Consider the following 22,006-nt stretch of genomic DNA (forward strand, 5'->3'; position numbering starts at 1 on the left):
AATTAACTCAATGAATTTATTAAAGCGCAGTTTTGCTATTTTGTGTGGTCTTTCTATTTGTTTTACAGGCTCTGCGCAATATTTTAAAAAAGAAGCACCTGATATAAAATACCTTAGTGGCTTTAAAGGTAGTGAATTATGTCAAGTTGCGAGTCATACCGCACAATATTTACAGAAGAATAAAACAGACCATTTTGCAGTACATGCGGGCAGTGTCTTTAGTCATGAAATTACACTAAAACAAGTCACAAAAACCTTACAGTTTATTTGTCAGGTTTATCGAGAAGATGTAAGAGCAAAAAGACAAAGCCGATTGCACAACCCAGAATTTATTAAAGCCAACTTCACATTCTATCGTTGGTACCCAGATAAACTAACGGCTAATGCAATTACAGTAAAAAGCACAAATAAAATTAAAAATAGATTATTAAATAATATCCCACCGGATAAAATATTTTTAACTAAATACTACACTAAATTATTAGACGGTAGCCGCATTCAAACCGACCATTATTCGCAAGCGCTCTACTCTATTCCCTTTGATGAAAAACAATTAAGTCTTCAGCAAGCCGAAACTCAGAAAGAAAAATTAAACCGATTTAAGTATACACGCCAACAAGTCATGACGGGTATTTTGCATAAGCAAAAAGTCGCCAAACCCATCGTTTGGATAACCCCTGAAGCACTACACGATGTTTTATTACAAGGCACTGGAGTTCTCAATGTAGACGGTAAAACACGATATTTTAATGTGCACCGCAATAATGGTATTGCTTATGATTATAGCTTAGGCAAAAGCGAACAAGCACGATATTGGTATTTTTCAGAGGTGCCTAGCATTATGGGTTACGGCGAAAATTTGCACGATAAAATAGCAATAAAACCTCATGTTACGTTCGCAGGTAACGTAAAACAGTTAGGTCTAGGTAAGCTATTCATGGTTAGTTATCAAACTAATAACCAAGAAGAAACACGTTTGGGTGTGTTAGCAGATCAAGGAGGCGCTTTCGATAACAATTTATTCCAACTCGATTTATTAGTTGATAGTTATCAAGGATGGTCCGATTATCATCAGGCAAATAAACACTTACCTGATTATGCCAAAGCCTGGTTAGTTATCGCTAAATAAAGTTATGCCCAAGTGACCTGGGGATAATAGTCCGACGATCAACAAGGTTAATCATTTTAGCGTTTAAATTGATTACGGTAGTAACTGGGGGCGACCCCTACTTCTTGCTTAAAAATTTTTGAAAAATGATAAACATCTGCAAACCCAGTGCGTTGTGCCACATCACTAACGGGTATTGAATCTAATAATAATAATTGTTTAGCCAATGCCATCCGCTTTTGTAATATATAACGCTTGGGTGAAATATTGAGTTCTTGTTTAAATAACCGAGAAAAATGCTCTATTGATAAATCGAGCTCAGCGGCCAGAGACTTTATTAAAATATTCTCGTGTAAATGATTTTGTATGTACTTCAAAATAGGTAAAAATCGTAAATAACCTGAATGTTGCGCTTCCTGATTATTTGACATCATTTTATCAATAAAAGGTAATAATAAATGGGTTAAGTTCATATTACGCTCTAATAAAGCGGTAGGCGAATTAATCAAAGAAGTCTCAGTATTTGCCGATTTGACAATATTATCAAAGGCATCACAAGTCAGTGAAAAATCATCCACTTTTAAAGCTTGAGGTTGACCAAATAATGAAAATAGATCTAAATCACCTTCAATTAACGCATGAAAATGGATCCAATAAAAATTTAATTTTTTATCACAATAATGAGAATTAAGGCTATAAGGCGGGATCAAATACAAATAGCCCGGCTTCATGATTAATTCATGATCTTTAAAGCATAAGACGGCTTCTCCTTCCGTTACGAAATAAAGTCGATTGTAATGATTAACAAATTGGCTACCCGACCATTGAGCATTTGTTTGCATAAAATATGCATAATAAACATGCAGGCGCAGACTCGATAAAATAGAATCAGTCAAAATATTTTGCCAAACGAACCCGCCAGATCCTGTTTCAAATTTTTCAGGTAATATCATAAACAAACCTTTATCATTATATTGACATACAGCATTATATAATAACTCAAATATATACAAGTTACTTAAATTGACACCTTTGTGATAACTAAAACTAAAATTAAAAATAGTTTGCTATAAACCGCTATCATCTAACATTTTCGTTAATTGTTAATATATCCATTATAAAGTACATTATTAAAGCCAAGCTTAATAATATCAATTTTATACAAATTCAAATCAAATAAACTAATTGTTATAAATGAAACCTGAGTTTAACATTTAAAATACATTGTATTTATAAATAAGAACTCATGGATTTAATTCAATTTTTTGGCCGGTTTCATGTATTAGTTTTACATTTACCCATTGGTATTTTATTAATGGCTGCTGTGCTTGAAGCACATCGAGTTTTATATACTAAACCCCGCCCTGCGACATTAAACACAATTTGGCTTTGGGGTTTTATGTCCGCAGTCGGCGCGGCCACACTCGGCTATATGCTTTCGTTAAGTGGAGGGTATGATGAAAAAGCTATTTTTATACACAAACTATGGGGATTTTCAGTTGTCGCATGCTCTCTTTTTTGCTGGTGGTTTTTTAATAAACCGCAATTTAAATCTAAGCGCTTGGCAACAAGCTTATGCAGTCTGCAATTAGTAGTATTGTTCTCTACTGGCCACTACGGTGCCAATATGACACATGGCTCTACTTTTTTATTTGAACATGCGCCAAATTCACTTCGAACATTGATCGGAATGCCCCCTCACGCAAAGGAACGTCCAAAAATAACACAATTGAGTCAGGCAGATGTCTATTTAGATGTTATTCAGCCTATCTTAAACAAGCGTTGCACGACTTGTCATAATCCAGAAAAGAGTAAAGGTAAACTTGATTTAACCTCAATTAACGCGATATTTACAGGAGGTAAATCAGGGCCAGCCATTGTTGCAGGGGATTTAGAAAAATCTGAACTCTTTAAACGCATAACACTCGATCCACATAATAAAAAGTACATGCCTGCGGGCGGAAAACAGCCTTTAAACGAATATCAAATCTCGACTTTACAGTGGTGGATACAAGCAAATGCCCCTACACAAGGGCAGCTCAGTACATTTAATTTAACACCAGACGAAAAGAAGAATGTTGCGATAACATTAGGCCTACAAGCCAGTGCCAACGCTTGGCCGCTCCTCAATATACAACCTATTGATAACAATATCGTTCAAGATCTTATGCAACATGGTTTTGTTGTTAAACAAATTGCTGAAAAAAATAATTACATCGACCTCGATTATTCAACTGCATCAGCCCCCCTTTCAGCGGCAGGCTTACAAAGCTTAATGCAGGCTAAAGCGCATATTGTATGGCTCAATTTTGCCGGGCACGCCTTATCGTCCGCTCAGTATAAAGCACTCAGTACATTACCAAATTTGTTAAAACTGCGTTTAGATCAATCATCAGTTACCGATGAAGACATTACACATTTAAGTAAGCTAAACACATTACGCTACTTAAACTTATATAAAACTGGGGTTTCAGATGCTATTACCCCCGACATTTTAAAACTCTCCCAGTTAACCCAAATCTTTTTAGGCGAAACCAATTTAAGTCAAGCGGCTATAAACCAGTTAAACGAACACCTGACCGTGATCGCTTTACAACCTGAAAAAATGGCAACAACGGCGAACAACTTAAACAAAAATATAAACGATGAAGACTAATTATGACGACAATTAATAACAGCAAACGTGACTTTTTAAAGCATTCTGCCTATGTCAGTACTGGACTTTTAATGGCAAGTACAGCTAATAAAACGTTAGCTCATGAACCGAATAAAAAACCATCACCAAAAGCAGGCCGTCATGCCCATGGTCAAATAGTGGGCCATGGTGATTTTAAATACAAAGTAAATTACAACTGGGGCAATCTGGACCCGAATCAAGTACCGGTAGAAAATACGCATGGTTTAGCCATCGATTCTCAAGGTCGAATTATTTTAGTCACCGATAGCGATGTGAATAATTTTATTATCTACAACAAAGATGGAAAACTTATCGATGCTTGGGGAGCACAACACCCTGGTGCGCACTCAGTGAAAGTAGTCAATGAAAACGGAGAAGATTTCATTTATATCGTCGACTGTGGCTGGGTACTTGACCGTAATCGTAAGAGTGATGCATGGAAAGGAAAGTGGTATCGACAAAACGGTTTTATTTCTAAACTGACTATTGACGGTAAATTAGTTTATACCATTGGTCATCCGCAGACGATAGGCATTTATGCGCCTAACCAAAAGTTTCAACCCACTGATATTGCTATCGCGCCTAATGGCGATTTATACGTTACCGATGGATATGGTTCGGATTTCATTATCCAATATAACCATAATGGTCAATATATTCGACATTGGGGCGGCTGGAATAATCAAGATAAAAACTTAAACCTGAGTAATACACATGGCGTTGGCGTTGATTTACGAGACAAAACCAATCCACACCTTATTGTTAGTTCCCGTGCCGAGAGAAGCTTAAAGCGCTTTAGCCTTGATGGCCAATTTTTAAGTAATATTGATTTACCAGGCGCCTATGTGGGTGGCCCTATATTTAAAGGTGACCACTTTTACGCACCGGTTTGTTGGTCGCATATAAACGGTAAACAAGCGGCTAATTCTGGTTTCATCACTATTTTAGATAAAAACAACACCGTTGTATCGAATCCAGGTGGCACAAAACCAGAATATATTGACGGCAAATTACAACCTATGCAAAGCGCCTTTGATGTATTTAATCATTGCCATGCGGTTTGTGTTGACGACGATGAAAATCTATATGTTGGTCAGTGGAATGCAAACAAAGCTTACCCTATCAAATTAGTGCGCGTATAAGGTGAAGAGTAAAATGACGTTATTTAAAGCACGCCAAAAATTTAAATCGATTAACCGCAAAATAATCAGCTTCGCCCTTATTTTACCTATTGGATTAACCGCTTGTTTAGACACACAAAACAAGACAGAAAAATTTGCTAAACCTTTACCCGAAGTGGTCGATTTTAATTTTGATGTAAAGCCTATTTTATCCGACACCTGCTTTTTATGTCATGGACCCGATAAAGAAAACGCTCGAGGCGGACTGAGTTTAGATACATTTGATAATGCAACTCAACATGTCACCGATATGGGAAAACATGCCATCGTAGCTGGCAAACCCGAATTATCAGAAGTAATTGACCGTATTTTATCTGATGATCCAAATCTTATCATGCCACCGCCAAAATCAAACTTAACGTTAACATCTCGTGAAAAAGCCATTATTAAAAAATGGGTTGAACAAGGCGCTGAATACAAAAAACACTGGGCATACATAAAACCGGAAAAACAGCGTTTACCCAGCGTAAAAACCAAGAAATGGCCTAATAATGAAATAGATTATTATATTTTAAAACCCATTGAAGATAGCCACAGGCAGCCTAATCAACCCGCAGATAAAACCACCTTACTCCGCCGCGTAAGCTTTGATTTAACAGGCTTGCCGCCAACCTTGGCAGAAGTTGAAGCCTTTAATGCTGATACCTCGCCAGAGGCATACACTCATTTAATAGAAACGCTCATTGCTAAACCGGCTTTTGGCGAACGCATGGCACAAGAGTGGCTAGATGTAGCACGTTACGCTGATACACACGGTTATAGCACCGATTTTTATCGAGATATGTCGCCTTATCGAGATTGGGTGATTAACAGCTTTAACCAAAACAGACCGTTTGACGAGTTTATTACTTGGCAAATTGCCGGTGATTTATTACCTAATGCCACAACAGAGCAAAAATTGGCGACTGCATTTAACCGTATACATGCGCAAAATGGCGAAGGCGGGATCGTAAATGAAGAATTCAGAGTGGAATATGTAAAAGATCGTGTACAAACAATAGGAACGGGGTTGCTGGGGTTAACCATGCACTGTGCACAGTGTCACGACCACAAGTACGATCCTATTTCGGCTAAAGAATATTATGCCACCAACGCTTTTTTTAACAGTGTTGATGATTCAGGGCAAATATCATACGACCCGAATGACATGCCCGTACCGACGCTCGTTTTACCAAACGATGATCAAAAAATTCAGTTAGCGGACTTAACTCAAGTAGTGAAAACGAAAGAACAAGCGCTTAAAAGTTTATCCCAAGCGGATAATCCGGAATTTAAACAGTGGTTACGTAATAAACGTGCACGCGACTTACAAGCAACTGATGCAATAGTGGCCCATTTTCCATTGTCGAAAAACGACAACAACAGCCTCATTAAAAACAGCCTTAATACAAAAGAGTCAGGTAAAGTTATATTTGGGTCAAATATAAAGAAAAAAGAAGGCCCTGCAATGCAGTACATTCAAATTGCAGGCCGAGATGCGATCAAATTAAATGGCGATGATCCGCTTTATTTTCCATCATTAAATGACTTTACTCGAGCACAACCTTTTAGTATTACGATTGATGCATGGTTACCAAGCGACCTTAAAGAAGGCGTGTTATTTCATTACAACAAAGCCGGTATTTTATACAATTTCAAAGGCTTTGACGTAGGTATTGAAGATGACCATTGGCATGTGCGTTTCGCCCATATTTATCCTTATAACGCAATATCACTCAGATCGGTCCACCCCGCGACACGTGAAGAATGGCTTAATATTGCACTTTCTTATGATGGCTCATCTAAAGCTCAAGGCATACTTTTTTACATAAATGGCCAACCGGTTGAAATGAATATAGAACGCGATAATTTATATAAAGATATTAAACACACTCGAGCAGGCGTCTTAAAAGAAATAGGCCTTAAAGTCGGTGCACGATGGCGTAGTCGTGGTGTTGCCAATGCAGCCGTAGATGAATTAAAAGTCTACAACCGCGCATTAACTGCCGTTGAGCTCTCGGCAATGGCGCAAAAAACAGTCAGCAATGAAGCGCAATTATTGTCTTTTTATAACAACCGATACAATAAAACGTACCGCAAGAAATTAGCAGAACAAACGTCAGCCAGAAAAGTACTCAATGCGTTAGAAGAGACTTTACCTGAAGTGATGATAATGCAAGAAACGGCTACGCCTCGCCAAGCTTATGTTTTATTACGCGGAAGCTACGCCAGTAAAGGAGCCCCTGTTGAGCCCGGCGTGCCTGAAACCATTTTACCTTATGACAAATCATGGCCCAAAAATCGAATTGGATTAGCAACCTGGCTAACCCATGACAACAACCCGCTTGTCGCACGTGTTATTGTAAATCGCTATTGGCAAATGTTTTTTGGGGCGGGCATTGTCCGGACACCAGAAGACTTTGGTAATCAAGGTAAACGCCCTACACACCCAGCTTTATTAGATTGGTTAGCGCGTGAATTTATTGATTCTGGCTGGGATCATAAAGCCTTGATACGTTTAATCGTCAACTCTGCGTCTTATCAACAATCCTCTAAAGTTACCGCTGAACAATATGCTGCCGACCCTGAAAATATTTTATTTTCTCGCGGCCCTAGCAATCGACTCACAGCCGAAATGTTAAGAGACAACGCCCTAGCCGCAAGTGGTTTATTAATAACAAAAGTAGGAGGCCCCAGTGTACATCCATACCAACCAGAAGGTATTTGGCGAATGAATAACATGGATTACGTACAGGGTTCAGGGAGCGAATTATATCGCCGTAGTCTGTATACCATCTACAAGAGAAGTGTACCGCCGCCAAATATGACAAACTTTGATGCCCCCATGCGTAGCTACAGTATTGGCGAACGTCAAAACACCAACACACCACTGCAAGCATTAACGTTACTTAATGACCCGCAGATCGTAGAAGCTAGCCGCGTATTAGCCAATAACGTAATGCAAACGCGATCGTCAACAGAGGCTCAACTGGTTCAAATATTTAAATTATTAACCAGTCAATCGCCAAATGACAAAGAACAAGCCGTATTAAAACAAATGTATAACGATGCACTGTCTGCATTTACTCAAACGCCTAAACAAGCCGATGAATTTTTAAATGTAGGTGAAAGTCCAATGAGTGCAATACCTTTAGATGAACACAATAAAATCACGTTAGCCGCATTAGGCACGGTGACTAATATGCTGATGAATCACGATTCAGCCGTGATAAAGCGCTAATAGGATAAAATGATGACCGATTTATTTGAAAAAACATTAAACCGCAGACAATTTTTATCTCGCACGACATTAGGGGCTGGTATAGGAGCTGCGTCTTTATCTGGTATCCCTAATATCAGTATGGCTAAAGACTTAAGCCAAGCGCTAACCCCTAATATGAATGTTGAATTAAACGGACATATGGGTCAACCGCATTTACCCGCCAAAGCCAAAAGAGTTATTTATTTATTTCAAAGTGGTGGGCCCTCACAGTTAGAAACGTTTGATTACAAGCCTTTGCTTAATAAAATGCACGGCCAAGAGTTGCCAGCAGAAGTCAGAGGCGAGCAAGTATTAACAGGCATGAGTGCACAGCAATCATCATTACCCTTAGCAGGATCTATTTATGGCTTTAATCAGCACGGTGATTCAGGTGCATGGGTGAGTGAAATATTACCCCATACCGCTGAAATAGTTGATGATTTATGTTTTGTTAAGTCGATGTATACCGATCAAATTAACCACGATCCCGCTATCACGTTTTTGCAAACAGGGTTTCCGATAGCTGGCCGGCCCAGTATCGGCGCGTGGTTAAATTATGGTTTAGGCACCGACAATCATAATTTACCCCCTTTTATTGTTATGGTTTCAACCAATGCGGGCGGCCAGCCATTATATTCGAGGTTATGGGGAAATGGTTTCTTGCCATCGATTCATCAAGGCGTGCAATTTAGAGGGGGTAAAGATCCGGTTTTATACCTTAATAACCCGCCAGGTGTCGATATGAAAATGCGCAGTAAAATGATGCGTCATCTTAAAAGCTTGCATGATGAGCAATATGCTAAGTGGCATGATGCAGAAATACAATCACGTATCGCCCAATATGAAATGGCAGAACGCATGCAAGCTTCAGTACCTGATGTTACTGATTTTTCAGATGAACCAGAATGGGTATTCGAGCTATATGGCCCTGATTCACGTAAGCCTGGAACCTATGCCGCAAATTGTTTGCTTGCCAGAAGACTAGCAGAACGAAATGTAAAATTTACTCAACTTTATCATCAAGGCTGGGATCAGCACGACAATTTACCAGGGGGCATCAAAGCTCAATGTAAAAACACCGATCAAGCATCAGCCGCTTTAGTTACCGATTTAAAACAACGTGGCTTACTTGATGACACACTCGTCATATGGGGGGGAGAATTTGGCCGAACGAATTACTCCCAAGGAAAGCTAACGGCAACCAACTATGGACGTGATCATCACCCCGGTTGTTTCACCATGTGGATGGCCGGCGGTGGTGTTAAAGCCGGAATAACTCATGGCGAAACAGATGAATTTGGCTACAATATTGTAAAAGATCCGGTGCATGTGCACGACTTTCAAGCCACATTAATGCATTTAATGGGAGTTGATCACGAAAGGTTAACTTATAAATACCAAGGAAGACGGTTTCGATTAACCGATGTACACGGCAAAGTGATTAAGCAAATTTTAGCATAGACACATTTAGCTCCCCCTTGTTACTTGGGTATATGTTACTTGGGTATATCATGCAGAGCTAAAGGCTCTGCTTTTTTATTAGGTTAATTATGCAATCCATTAAAACTGTTTTAACAATAGCCATTTCAAGTATTTTAACCCTTGGTTGTGCTCATATTACCCCCGCGTTTAATAATGCTTATAACAAAAACAACCATGATTTAAAGCCAGCTTCAATTGCCCCATCAGCGCCCTTTCAAGCCAATTGGTCTTCTCTGAAAAAATACACGACTCCCACATGGTTTCAAGATGCTAAATTGGGTATTTTTATTCATTGGGGACCTTATGTTGTACCCAAATATTTAGGACCTTTTTATGGTTATCACATGTATCGTGAAGAAGTCGTTGATATAAAAGGTAACCCAAATCCCAATAGAGAAAATAAAGTTTACAAACACCATATAGAAAATTATGGTGGCACTGAAAAATTTGGCTACAAGGATTTTATCCCAAAATTCACGGGGCAAAATTTTAATGCCAAAAAATGGCTCGATTTGTTTGAAAGAGCCGGCGCAAAATACATAGTCCCGGTGGCTGAACACTGTGATGGTTTTGCCATGTATAACTCGACTCAAACTCAATGGAATGCGGTTAACATGGGGCCCAAAAAAGATATTGTCGGCGAATTATTTGCTGAAGCACGTAAACGCGACATGAAAGTGGGTATGTCATCACACTACGCCTACGGTTGGTATTGGTGGGGTTATAAAGAAGGCACTGATACCGTTGATCCGGCCTATGAAGATTTCTATGGTAAACCGCATAAAATAACGGATAAACATAGCCCCGAACACATTCAAAATTGGTATAAGCGCACTAAAGATATGATGACGCAATATCAACCCGATTTATTGTGGTTTGATTTAGGTTTTAGTAACCCTGAATACGAAACGCATAGAAAAACCTTAATTGCTGAATATTATAATCAAGCGGCTAGCAATAACCAAGGTGTCGTACTGAACTATAAAAACATTAGTTATAAACCCATACCCGATGGCGCCGCCGTATTGGATGTTGAATCAGGTAAATTAGATCGTATAAGAGAAATGCCATGGCAAACGGATATGTCTTTAGGTGGGTGGCGTTGGTCATATAACAACGATTGGGTCACGATGCCCGCTAAAAAATTGATTGGCGACCTACTCGATGTTGTCAGTAAAAATGGCAGCTTATTGCTTAATGTCGCCCCCGATGTAAATGGCGATATCTCAGACGATCAAGTCGATGTATTAATGCAATTAGGTGACTGGCTAAAAATAAACGGCGAAGGTATTTATAATACACGACCGTTTGCCGTATTTGGTCAAGGCCCAACTAATGCAAAAATGGTTTTACACGGTAATTTGCACGATAAAGGTTATACCGCTCAAGACGTACGGTACACACAAAAAGGCAATCATATTTATGCCTTCATGCTGGATTGGCCAACAGAAACCAAGCAATTAACGTTAAAAGCGTTGGGAAATGAAATGCGCATAATTAATGACAATATTCAATCGGTGAGTTTAATGGGCTATGAGAAAAACATCGAATGGCGACAAACCAAACACGGACTAAAGATCACATTACCGACAACAAGGCCGGTTAAACATGCAATCGGTTTTAAAATTAAACTCGCTAAACCACCTTCAGGTATTTTATAAAGGTAACCGTTAATACAAAATGGGTCTTAACTTTCGTATACACCAAGGTTTTTACATGATTTTCACATTTTATATTTAAATGTATGTGAAAATGTGTTTTCATATGTAAACAGATAAGATTTCATCGGAAATGAATAAATGAACTCAACCACGACAGAGGCAGTTGAATCAATGAACGACAACGTTGTAACAACCAAGCCGCCTATTATTGAAAAACGTTATTTAGTACCTTTTATTCTCGTTGCCTCTTTATTCCCTTTATGGGGATTTGCCAACGATATAACCAATCCATTAGTCAAAGCATTTAAAGATATATTCTTAATATCAAATGCACAAAGTAGTTTAGTCCAATTTGCCTTTTACTTAGGCTACGGCATCATGGCTATTCCTGCGGCCATTTTTATTCGTAAATTTTCATATAAAGCCGGTATTTTATTAGGTTTAAGCTTATATGCTTTAGGTGCAACCCTTTTTATACCCGCCAGTATCTATATGGAGTTTTACTTTTTCTTAGCGGCCTTATGGATTTTAACCTGTGGCTTAGCATTGCTTGAAACAACAGCAAACCCATATGTACTGTCAATGGGACACCCTGATACCTCAACCCAACGCTTAAATTTAGCACAAGCTTTTAATCCTATTGGCTCATTAACCGGGATGTTTATTGCCTCTACTTTTATTTTAAATAAACTACAGGTAGAAGAGTTTAGACAAGCCGAAAAAGCAGCTAACCCGGACTATGCCAATTTATTGCCCTCAGAAGTTGACGGTAAATTAGTTCAAGCCCTTCAAGATTTTTCGGTGAACGAACCAGCTGCACATCAAGCCATGCAAGCCGCTGATTTAATAACGGTTCGAGGGCCTTACATTGCGATTGCCGCTATTGTAGCGGTTGTATTTTTAGGTTTCTTGTTTACTAAATTACCGCAAACTATTTCTAATAATAACCCATTAACCGTTAACGAATTAAAAGCAACTTTTAAACGGTTGTTTGCAAATGGCCGTTATCGTGAAGGCGTAATAGCACAAGCATTTTATGTTGGTGCACAAATTATGTGTTGGACTTTTATTATTCACTACGGGATGACTTCTGTTGGTTTATCAGCCAGTGAAGCACAAAGTTACAACATGATTGCCATGAGTCTATTTTTAGCAAGTCGTTTTATTTGTACTTTCTTACTCGGTTTTGTCCGTCCAGGTCAATTACTCATGTTATTGGCGGCAGGCGGTTTTATACTCACCTTAGGCGTGATATTTATCGGTGGCATCTTAGGATTGTATTGTTTAATCGGCGTATCGGCTTGTATGTCGCTGATGTTCCCGACCATTTATGGTATTGCTTTAAAAGAGACAGGAGACGATGCCAGTTTAGCGTCTGCTGGGTTGGTTATGGCCATTGTTGGTGGGGCATTAATGCCACCTATGCAAGGCGCTTTAATTGATGGCGATTCAATTATCGGCACCATACCAAGTGTTCAAACGTCTTTTGTATTGCCGTTAATTTGCTTTATTGCTATCGCTATTTATGGTTACCGAGCACACGTAAAATATAAAGCGTAGTATCGTCATTTAAAACAAAACGTTTGCTATCAATACTATTGGTCGTAAACGTTTTTTGTTAAAGCTGACTCATTTACGATGACCACACCCCCTTCTCATGCTAGCTAAAAATAAAGATTTACACCTCAGTTCATATTTCAGTTCAGAGTAAATTAACTTCATTAAAATAAAGTCTCTGCATCTTAAACGATCGCACTATATAGTCTTCTCGCTCAGGTTTTATGGTTCATTGTCAGCGCTTTCTCGCCCCAATCACAGTTTTTGAACAAAGCGTCGGTGTACAGCAATGGTTGTTCCCTTTCAAATACCGATAACGCGGGTCAAAAGCCGCTGGGGCATTCCTTTCAGGCGAGTTTTAAATGCGCTTACTCTGTGTTGCTCGAACTCAAAAGAGCACCACTATTCTTTCATTCAAGCGTCTTGATTAAGCGCATTTAAACGCTCGCTGAGTGGGCACTTATTATTACGGACTGGTATAAGTACTTAGGTTTCGTCTGGAACTAGAAACCTGCCCCTAAAACCCGATCGCTTTGACTATAGTTACATTATGTAACCCATATATACCAACAGATATTAAAAATACAATTTATCCAGTGATAAGCAAAGCATGATTAGCGTTAACGACGTAGACCCACTAAAAACGCCATAACCTAATCTTGTTTATTTTTAACCAACGTGGTTAGCATAATTAAAATTTAGTATAAAAGACCGAGATAAATATTTAACAAGGGGGGACTTAACAGGTAATTAAGATTAGGGTTAGGGTTCACTAAGTAAACGTTAAAAGTTCCAGCCATATTGAGACATGACTGGAACTTTCAAATAGGCTAACAACCGTTAAAAATGTTTACCCATTCGTTTAGTCAATTCAGCAAAAGAAGAATGATTAACTAAAGGCTGCAACGCAGGATCTTCGCGAACTTCTTCGAAGTAACTCTCTCGTCGATTAAGGGCTTCAGCTAAAAAGCGCAGTGCATCCTCAAAGTTTTCCATGGCCGTATAGGCACAAGCTAATTGATAAAATGCATGACTATTTTGAGGGTCTAATTTTAAAGCTTGATGACATAAATTAACGGCCCATTGTGGCTCACTTAACTCTAAAACAGCATCTGCTTTATAGGTTAAGGCTTCACAGTCCTGAGGACGTAACTTCAACAAATCATCATAAATTGATATTTTTGTACTGGGCGATATTTCTTGCTGAGCACGCAACCAAAGCGATTGGATCTCTTGGGTTAACTCAATTTCTTCACGGTTTTCTTCGATGTGCTTAACTTTTTGATTTAATAGCGTTTCCATCTTGGCTAAACGGTTTTCATATTCATCAATGAGTTTAGATATTTCTTCATCGGCCTGAGTATGCACTCTTTCTTTAATATCGCGAATTGAAGACCAACCCACAACCACTAGCACAGACGTTGCAGCCGCAATTAAATAAAAGAAATAAGTAATAGTATCTGTCGCATAAGCAACACCGCGATCAACAGATTGATGCTCGCGATCTAATATTTGTTGCATCAATTCGTGTTTTGTATTGGCTAAATCAATGCGTTGCTGCTTAAGTTCGTCTAATACAAACCGTTCAATAAATGGCGAATATAATGCTTTGTCTAATTCATCTATATTATCTTGAAGGTTTTTATCAGTTAACTTAACGTGATTATTTTGCTGTTGAGCGACCTGTTCTATGAGTTCCGCTTTATCCGCAGCCGATAAATCAGCTGCGTGAACGATAAAAAAACAAGAAAACAAACCACTCAGTAATACAACAATTTTTAAGACGCGAGGCATATCGCTCTTCCATGATCATGCGGCTCAACTAAAGCAGCATGTAAGCTTTTGACCGTATTGTCATAATCTGCTTCATTAACAATTAATTGCATATCAACTTGGCGCATTGATTGATGCACAGCCAACACACTAATATTACTATCCGCAACCGCTTTAACCGTTCGCGCTAAAATACCCGGAATTTGCATATCACTGCCAATCGCCGACACAATGGCAACTTTTTGTTGATTAACTTCTGACTCTGGGTATTTTTCTTTTATCAAATTGCAAATACGCTTAATCGTTTTTAAATTAGTCGACAAAAAGTGAGTAATGGTATTTGCGTTTATATCTTTCGATACAATATGCGCTTTAAATCGTTTAATTATCGCAACCAATTCACGATCATAATCGGGTAAGTTGCCTGCCATGTCTTGATCAAATAACTCAAGTGCATAAATACCTTTGCAACCCGCAATAATTTCAACACAAGGTGAATCACTGATGTAATCACATGTGATCAATGTGCCGGTATGTTCAGGTTCAAACGTATTTTTAACACGTAACGGTATGTTGTTTTGACGTAACCCTTTGGCGGCTTTAGGGTGGATAGCTTCCATACCTAAGTTAGCTAATTGATCCGCCACATCATAATTAGTTCGCCCTATAGGTACCGCATTTGATTCACCCACTAAACGTGGATCGGCACTGCTTAAATGAAATTCTTTATGTATTATCGCTTCTTTAGCCTTTGTTAAAACAGCTAAACGACTAAACGTCATTTCACTATAACCACGATCAAAAGAAGACATTAATCCCGCATCGCTATGCGCATAGCCCGTAACAATCGGTAACTGGGTATTTAAATCGATATGCTCAAAGCTTTGCTGAATACGCTCATCCAAAGACATATGATTAGTTGCACGCCAACCTGTTAAATCAACAAAACACGCATTAACACCATCACGTTTTAATAGCTCTGCGGTATTCCAAGCACTATGCGCTTCACCGATACTGGCAAGCATTTCTCTTACCGTAGCAAGATGTACATCAAGGGCAAAATGCCCGTGCTGACATAAACTTTGTAAATCACGTAAACACTGTTTAGCATCATCTAACCGTTCAGCTAAAAACGAATTAGCTTTAGCCCGTAAGAGTCCACGGCTAAATAATGTTTCATTTTTTGCTTTTAACTCAGCGTGTAACGTTTCAAACTTTTCTAGCCAAGCGTCATCTTCAATACTGCTAGCAAACTGGCCATATATACCCGGAGTGCCATTTTTTTTATTTTCTAATAACTCATCTGTGACTCCACCATAAGCAGAAACAACAAATATGCGTTGATAAATATTTTCTTTATTGAGGATTATGTTATCTCGAACCGACACATAATCGCTCATTGATGTGCCGCCGATTTTTTCAACCGTATGCATGAATAACCTTTATTTTGTAATACTTTAAAAATCCCCTCCCTTAAAAGAGAGGGATTAATTTATTCTGTTGTAACGCTGTCAGCGACTAATTCATAAGCGCCTTCAGCATTATGAGTTTCGTTGCCTATGACCGGTGGATTAAATACACAAGCCATCGTCATTTCACTAAAAGCGCGTAAAACATGTTTATCATGTTTATCTAAAATATAAATCGTACCGGGTTTAATTGGGTGCTTAACCCCATCAGCTAATGTTTCAACTTCACCCTCACCTGACATGCAATAAACAGATTCAAGATGATTCTGATAATGCATTTGAAAATCAGCGCCTTTGAATATTGTCGTAATATGAAAAGAGAAGCCCATTTGATCTTCTTTTAACAATAAACGTGTGCTTTGCCAATTACCATCAGGTGACGTTATTTTACGACTGGTTTCATTCGCTTCAGCTAAATTGCGTACAATCATTTTTCTATCCTATTAAAATTAATTAAATCTTAGAGATCACTATTTTCAGCTAATTAGCTTGCTTCAAAATAAACATCTTCTTCAGGAATAGACTCTTTGGCACACACTTCTTTAATAACGTCTTCAACAATATCGATGCCTTTCTTTAAGTTTTCATCACTAATCACTAATGGGCATAAAAACTTAACAACATGATCATCGGCACCACTGGTTTCAATCAGTAAACCTTTTTTGAAAGCAGTACGTGTAATTTGGCCCGCTATATCACCATTAACACAGTTGATGCCTTGGAACATACCGCGCCCTTTTGCCGTAAAATTACCTTCGCCGTATTCATTAACAATGCTATTTAAGCGGTCAGAAATATATTGACCTTTACGTTTGATTTCTTTTGAGAATTCGTCATTGGTCCAGTAATGTTCAATCGCTTCTTTTGCGGTGACAAACGCTAAGTTATTACCACGGAATGTACCGTTATGTTCACCTGGTTTCCAAGTATCAAGTTCAGGTTTCATTAATACAACCGCAAAAGGTAAACCGTAACCGCCCAATGATTTTGACAACGTAATAATATCAGGCTCAATACCGGCTTCTTCAAAACTGAAATAATCACCAGTACGACCACAACCCGCTTGGATATCATCCACGATTAATAAAATTTTATGCTTGCGGCAAACCGTTTGTAAGTTCTTAAGCCATTCGATACTGGCTGCATTGATCCCGCCCTCGCCTTGTACCGTCTCTACAATAACAGCAGCCGGCGAATTGATACCACTGCTTGAATCAGACAATACTTTATCTAAATATTCCGTTGTATCAATGTTATCCCCTAGATATCCATCATAAGGCATACGGTGTGTACCGGTTAAACTAACGCCCGCAGCATCACGGTGATGCGAATTACCGGTAGCGGCTAATGCACCTAAACTAACGCCATGAAAGCCATTAGTGAACGTCACAATGTTTTGTTGACCCGTTACATTTCGGGCAATTTTCATTGCTGCTTCTACGGCATTTGTCCCGGTTGGCCCGGTAAATTGCACCATATATTCCATGCCTCTTGGCTTAAGAATATGGTCGTTAAATGCTTCTAAGAACTCTTTTTTAGCTTTAGTGTGCATATCTAAACCATGCGTAATGCCATCTTCAGTAATATATTGAATTAATGCTTCTTTAAAGAGTGGATTATTATGGCCGTAATTTAAGGTACCCGCACCGGCTAAAAAGTCTAAATATTGTTTACCTTCCTCGTCCCACATAAACTCGCCTTTAGCGCGATTAAAAACACATGGAAAAGAACGGGCATAGCTTTGTACTTCAGATTCGATTTTATCAAAAATTTTCATTATAAGTCTCTTGTTACTTCAAGGTTAAATGGGCCGAGGCGAACCAATGATTCAGAATCATGTTGGTCGTTAAAATGAATTTGCTTATCAAGCCAAACAGCAGATTGGAGTTCTGCGTCAATGTGTTTGGCTAAACGTTTAAACAAATTCCAAGACGGGAGATTATCTTCAGTGATTGTGGTTTCTAAAAAGTGTATGTTGTTACAGATATCACGATTTAATAGTTGTGTTAGCATTTTAGATGCTAACCCTAAACCACGAGCTTGTTTATCAACGGCAACTTGCCAAATAAACAGGGTGTCTGGTCTTTCTGGCACAATGTAACCAGAAATGAACCCCACTAACTCACCATCTCGTTCGGCAGCAACTGATGTGCTTGAGAAATGTCCACACTGGAGAAAATTACAATAACTTGAATTCGTATCAAGCGGCGGACAAGATTGTATTAACTGGTACACAGACATGCCGTCTGTCAGTACCGGCTTTCTAAATTTAATAGGTTGAGACGAAAGCAAATATAGCTCCATTGCAGTTTAAATTAATTAGTTCACTAAGAAAATCAAACGCGCTTTTAAGGTAGTTAAAACACCAAAAATGAATAAAAATTCAATTAAACGCATAAAAATTACTTCGAACACTATATATAGTACACTAAATATATTTCAGATCAACCGCCAGACACACGCCCACCCCTTAACAGGCGTTGATTAATAAATATTTAACATACGGGATTCAAGTGTAACAAGGGCTGTATCAATTTAGAAACCGCTTATAAAACAGACTGAAAAAATGAGAAAATGTATTACTTTCAACAGCATCATCATTATTAGTCAAACATTAGTTAATATTAATTCTTTAGTCTTCTAAACAATCAGCTTATAATGTAGTTTAATCGTAACAAGAGAGTCGACTTTGAATAGCATTGAACAAGTATTAATTGCACTAAGACGCGTGATTAGAGCCACCGATTTACACTCAAAGCATTTAGCTAAAACAACAGGTTTAACCGCACCTCAAATATTGTTATTACAAACCATTAAAACTAAAGGTGATGTAACGATTGGTGAAATAGCGAATGAAATGAGTCTCAGTCAAGCCACTGTCACGACAATAATCGACAGACTTGAAAAACGCGGCTTTGTTTACCGTGTCAGATCACAAGAAGATAAACGCAAAGTACATGCTTGTTTAACCGAATCCGCGCTTGGCGTATTAAAAGGGGCTCCGATCCCTTTACAAGATCATTTTGCTCGCCAGTTTAGTGACCTACAAGAATGGGAACAAACAATGATTATTTCGTCATTGCAACGTATCGCTAAAATGATGGATGCTCAGCATATTGATGCTTCACCGGTACTCGATATTGGCACACTTGATCGACAAAGCACCACAGTCGACAACAGTGAGGCGACAGCAGAAAAAAACCAACCTTTAATAACCGAATAGCAATTAATGCACCGCATGATCAGGTCATAAAATGTCGGACAAAAAACAAACATATCAAAATAGAATGGTTAAGCTCGTTTTTATTTTAACACTCATTTTTGCGACACATACTTTTTATGCGGGTCTAGCGTCTGATCAAAACGTCAATAAAGTAGAAGTTGAAAGTAACACACAAGTTAAAGCATCAAACGAAACTTTAACTAAAATACCCTGTTGTGAACCCCTTCTGAATAATATCGAATATCAACCAGCCCCAATCAAACAAATTAATCCACCTGTAGTGCGAGTCACTAACGACCCAACTAAAATGACGTTACAACAAGCGCATAATGAATGCCAAATCCCTATCGATGAAGATGCATTAACTCGGGTAAATGATGTCCTCTTTTTGCTCCAAAATGATCCTCAAGCGCGATTTTATAAAAAACAATTTACCCTCAATAAATATTTAACAATTAAAGTGTTATCCCCTGCTATGCCCACTGGGTTTTGGTCTGACTATAAACAAAAAATATCTAAAATAATGACTATTTATCAAGATGTATTTGGCTTTTATTTGTTGGAAAAGCAAGAAATAAACTTAATTATAATACCGAGTCGAGAACAGTATGCTGATACCTTAGAAACCTTATCGATCGACGGTAAATATAGCCAAGGTTTATTTTGGTCAGCCACTAATATGGCTTTTGTTGAATACAAAAATGATAATCAAGTCATGAAAACGGCCTTGCATGAATCAGTTCATACACTGAATTTGTTTTTTGCCGGTTTTATTGCTCGATGGCTGAATGAAGGCTTAGCTGAATATTTCGAAAAAATTATGCTAACAGAAAAATCCTATTCATTTAATTTACAACTCGACACGATACACCAACCCGCTAAAGAAATAGGTGATTTATTAACCGCTAATCAATTATGGAATATTTCAGATGCTGAAAGAAGAAGTTTGTACAATAGTGCCTTTTTATTAACATCCTATTTTTACCAATATAGAATGGTAGAAACGGGTAACACTCAACCCGTTAATATTCTGCAAAAGCTGCTCAAAAAAGAAAGCGAAGACGTTTGCACAACCCTCACCGACAATGACTATCAAGCAATTATCGATGAAGATTATATTTATCTACCGCAAAGCTTCTCTGATTGGGATCACCAGCGGCGAGAACAACCGTAGACTGACTTGAAAAATTTAATACGGCTTATTTTCCGCTATACGCCAACAACAGCACTTTTTCACCTGTGGGGTTATGAAGCTGCTCTTCACTTAACGTAAAACCATATCGATTGTAAAAATGATTACCAATGCTATTATCTTTAAATACTTCAACGGTTAAATCTCCGTGCAGAAATTGAGCTTTATCCATCAAGGCTTTACCGACTTTTTTGCCATGATGTTCAGGTAATACAAATAAAGCGCCAACTTGCGCACCGATTAAAGCAATAAAACCAATAACGGTATTGTTCACTTCAGCAACCCAAGTGTCAGCATTGGGCAAATATATAGCGGGAATATCTTGCTTAACTTGATCAATATATTGTTGATCTAAAAACGGATGCGCTAATTGATTAGCTTGTTCCCAAGTTACCATTAGATCAGCCAGATCGCTCAATTTGTAGGGTCTAATTATATAATCCATAAAGTCGTCCTAAATTTTAAATGATAAATTTTATATAATTTAGTTTAGCGGTATCGAGAATCTGATGATTGTATAAAAACGACAAAATTAAATTCAAGCAAAATTGCCGTAAACATCAATGGTTAAATCGCGTTTTAAAGTATATTCGCCTGGCGTCATTCCTAAATTTTGTTTTAAATAGCGGATTAAATGGGGCTGATCACTGAAGTCAAATTCACTTGCGATATTAGCCCAATTAATCTGTTTTTCATCACATAAATACAAGTAATTGAGTATTTTCTCTAAGCGTTGCATTGATTGATATTGCTTAAGGGTTAAACCTGTTACACGTAAAAAACTACGTTCAATCGTTCGCTGTGAACAATTTAATTGTTTATGTACATCATTAAGCAAAAAAACCGTTTGTGAGTGACTTTCAAGTGACTCAGACATAATTGATAAAACAGCGTCAACTAAATGCCAATGCTTGTCCTTAAAGTCGTCCGGATCTTTTTGTAAAAAATTGAGCAATACCTCATCCATTGTTTCACATACTTGCGCGGGTTCTATTATCGCTAAAGCCAGTATGTGTTTTAACGCGTTATTTGTTAATGATAAAAGCACTGCAGTATCAATTGGTAACACATTATTAGCACCAGGTACCAAGGTAAAACCAAATAGCGTTCTTAACACGTATAATGCATGGGGTTTAAATTTTATCCCTAATAGGCTAAAGGGGTTCGTGTGATCAATCACGAAGGTTTTAGTATGTGGCAAAATAAGATGACAAGCTCGACCGCTCAAATTCATTGCTTCAGTTGAATAATCGTAAGCCTGTTTAGATTCACAAAGAATTAAATGTGGGTGTGGATCAGGGTTTAACTTTGGATGAGTATGAATGTTATCGGCGACCGACTTTTGTATAAACCAGTAACACTCTATAAAGTGCTTAAGCACACTATTGTGAGGTGTTAATTTCCAATTATTCATAATCGTTTATTTTGGTGCTAATCCCATA

At 38.2% G+C, this 22,006-nt stretch carries 17 protein-coding genes; 9 read left to right on the forward strand and 8 right to left on the reverse strand.

What is annotated here, in order from left to right; genetic code table 11:
• Window positions 1-10: 10 nt before the first annotated feature.
• Window positions 11-1,129 carry an MltA domain-containing protein gene (locus DPX34_RS03750; protein ID WP_111977082.1) on the forward strand — a complete coding sequence of 373 codons (1,119 nt, stop codon included), beginning with the start codon at window positions 11-13 and terminating at the stop codon, window positions 1,127-1,129.
• A 56-nt stretch (window positions 1,130-1,185) separates the two neighbouring features.
• Here the strand turns inward: DPX34_RS03750 and DPX34_RS03755 are convergent, their stop codons facing one another.
• Complete coding sequence (locus DPX34_RS03755; protein WP_111977241.1) at window positions 1,186-2,061, reverse strand: helix-turn-helix domain-containing protein; 876 nt, start codon at window positions 2,059-2,061, stop codon at window positions 1,186-1,188.
• Between the two features lie 293 nt (window positions 2,062-2,354).
• On the opposite strand from DPX34_RS03755, the gene DPX34_RS03760 reads away from it, so the two are divergent.
• From DPX34_RS03760 to fucP, 6 genes are all read left to right on the forward strand, one after another.
• Window positions 2,355-3,764, forward strand: coding sequence for a c-type cytochrome domain-containing protein (locus DPX34_RS03760; protein ID WP_111977083.1), 1,410 nt, complete (start codon window positions 2,355-2,357; stop codon window positions 3,762-3,764).
• Between the two features lie 71 nt (window positions 3,765-3,835).
• Window positions 3,836-4,927, forward strand: a complete 1,092-nt coding sequence (locus tag DPX34_RS03765; protein WP_438938509.1) for an NHL repeat-containing protein — start codon at window positions 3,836-3,838, stop codon at window positions 4,925-4,927.
• A 13-nt stretch (window positions 4,928-4,940) separates the two neighbouring features.
• Complete coding sequence (locus tag DPX34_RS03770; protein ID WP_111977085.1) at window positions 4,941-8,186, forward strand: DUF1553 domain-containing protein; 3,246 nt, start codon at window positions 4,941-4,943, stop codon at window positions 8,184-8,186.
• Between the two features lie 12 nt (window positions 8,187-8,198).
• Window positions 8,199-9,668: a DUF1501 domain-containing protein gene (locus DPX34_RS03775; RefSeq protein WP_111977086.1), complete on the forward strand. Its 1,470-nt coding sequence runs from the start codon at window positions 8,199-8,201 to the stop codon at window positions 9,666-9,668.
• An 89-nt stretch (window positions 9,669-9,757) separates the two neighbouring features.
• Window positions 9,758-11,350 carry an alpha-L-fucosidase gene (locus tag DPX34_RS03780; RefSeq protein WP_111977087.1) on the forward strand — a complete coding sequence of 531 codons (1,593 nt, stop codon included), beginning with the start codon at window positions 9,758-9,760 and terminating at the stop codon, window positions 11,348-11,350.
• A gap of 171 nt (window positions 11,351-11,521) precedes the next feature.
• Window positions 11,522-12,910, forward strand: a complete 1,389-nt coding sequence (fucP, locus tag DPX34_RS03785; protein ID WP_111977242.1) for an L-fucose:H+ symporter permease — start codon at window positions 11,522-11,524, stop codon at window positions 12,908-12,910.
• Between the two features lie 837 nt (window positions 12,911-13,747).
• Here the strand turns inward: fucP and DPX34_RS03790 are convergent.
• The 5 genes from DPX34_RS03790 to ectA are packed head-to-tail and all read right to left on the reverse strand — an operon-like array spanning window position 13,748 to window position 18,441.
• The gene (locus DPX34_RS03790) at window positions 13,748-14,701 is read right to left on the reverse strand and encodes a TPR end-of-group domain-containing protein (protein ID WP_111977088.1); all 954 of its coding nucleotides are present in this window, start codon (window positions 14,699-14,701) and stop codon (window positions 13,748-13,750) included.
• The gene (locus DPX34_RS03795) at window positions 14,686-16,113 is read right to left on the reverse strand and encodes an aspartate kinase (protein ID WP_111977089.1); all 1,428 of its coding nucleotides are present in this window, start codon (window positions 16,111-16,113) and stop codon (window positions 14,686-14,688) included. The genes DPX34_RS03790 and DPX34_RS03795 overlap by 16 nt, the downstream gene beginning before the upstream one ends.
• Window positions 16,114-16,172: 59 nt before the next feature.
• Window positions 16,173-16,580, reverse strand: a complete 408-nt coding sequence (locus DPX34_RS03800; RefSeq protein ID WP_111977090.1) for an ectoine synthase — start codon at window positions 16,578-16,580, stop codon at window positions 16,173-16,175.
• Window positions 16,581-16,633: 53 nt separating this feature from the next.
• A complete protein-coding gene (gene ectB / locus DPX34_RS03805) occupies window positions 16,634-17,926 on the reverse strand; it encodes a diaminobutyrate--2-oxoglutarate transaminase (protein WP_111977091.1) in 1,293 nt (430 codons plus the stop codon).
• Window positions 17,926-18,441: a diaminobutyrate acetyltransferase gene (gene ectA / locus DPX34_RS03810; protein WP_232824640.1), complete on the reverse strand. Its 516-nt coding sequence runs from the start codon at window positions 18,439-18,441 to the stop codon at window positions 17,926-17,928. Before ectA ends, ectB begins: the two co-directional genes overlap by 1 nt.
• Window positions 18,442-18,838: 397 nt before the next feature.
• On the opposite strand from ectA, the gene DPX34_RS03815 reads away from it, so the two are divergent.
• Window positions 18,839-19,372, forward strand: coding sequence for a MarR family winged helix-turn-helix transcriptional regulator (locus DPX34_RS03815; RefSeq protein WP_111977093.1), 534 nt, complete (start codon window positions 18,839-18,841; stop codon window positions 19,370-19,372).
• Between the two features lie 31 nt (window positions 19,373-19,403).
• A complete protein-coding gene (locus tag DPX34_RS03820) occupies window positions 19,404-20,546 on the forward strand; it encodes a hypothetical protein (RefSeq protein WP_111977094.1) in 1,143 nt (380 codons plus the stop codon).
• A gap of 25 nt (window positions 20,547-20,571) precedes the next feature.
• Here the strand turns inward: DPX34_RS03820 and DPX34_RS03825 are convergent, their stop codons facing one another.
• Both DPX34_RS03825 and DPX34_RS03830 read right to left on the reverse strand, forming a co-directional pair.
• Window positions 20,572-21,009: a GNAT family N-acetyltransferase gene (locus DPX34_RS03825; RefSeq protein ID WP_111977095.1), complete on the reverse strand. Its 438-nt coding sequence runs from the start codon at window positions 21,007-21,009 to the stop codon at window positions 20,572-20,574.
• A gap of 93 nt (window positions 21,010-21,102) precedes the next feature.
• Window positions 21,103-21,978: a helix-turn-helix domain-containing protein gene (locus DPX34_RS03830; protein ID WP_111977096.1), complete on the reverse strand. Its 876-nt coding sequence runs from the start codon at window positions 21,976-21,978 to the stop codon at window positions 21,103-21,105.
• Window positions 21,979-22,006: the final 28 nt, after the last annotated feature.

The organism is Algibacillus agarilyticus (assembly GCF_003286125.1).
In the GTDB taxonomy this organism is placed as follows: domain Bacteria; phylum Pseudomonadota; class Gammaproteobacteria; order Enterobacterales; family Alteromonadaceae; genus Algibacillus; species Algibacillus agarilyticus.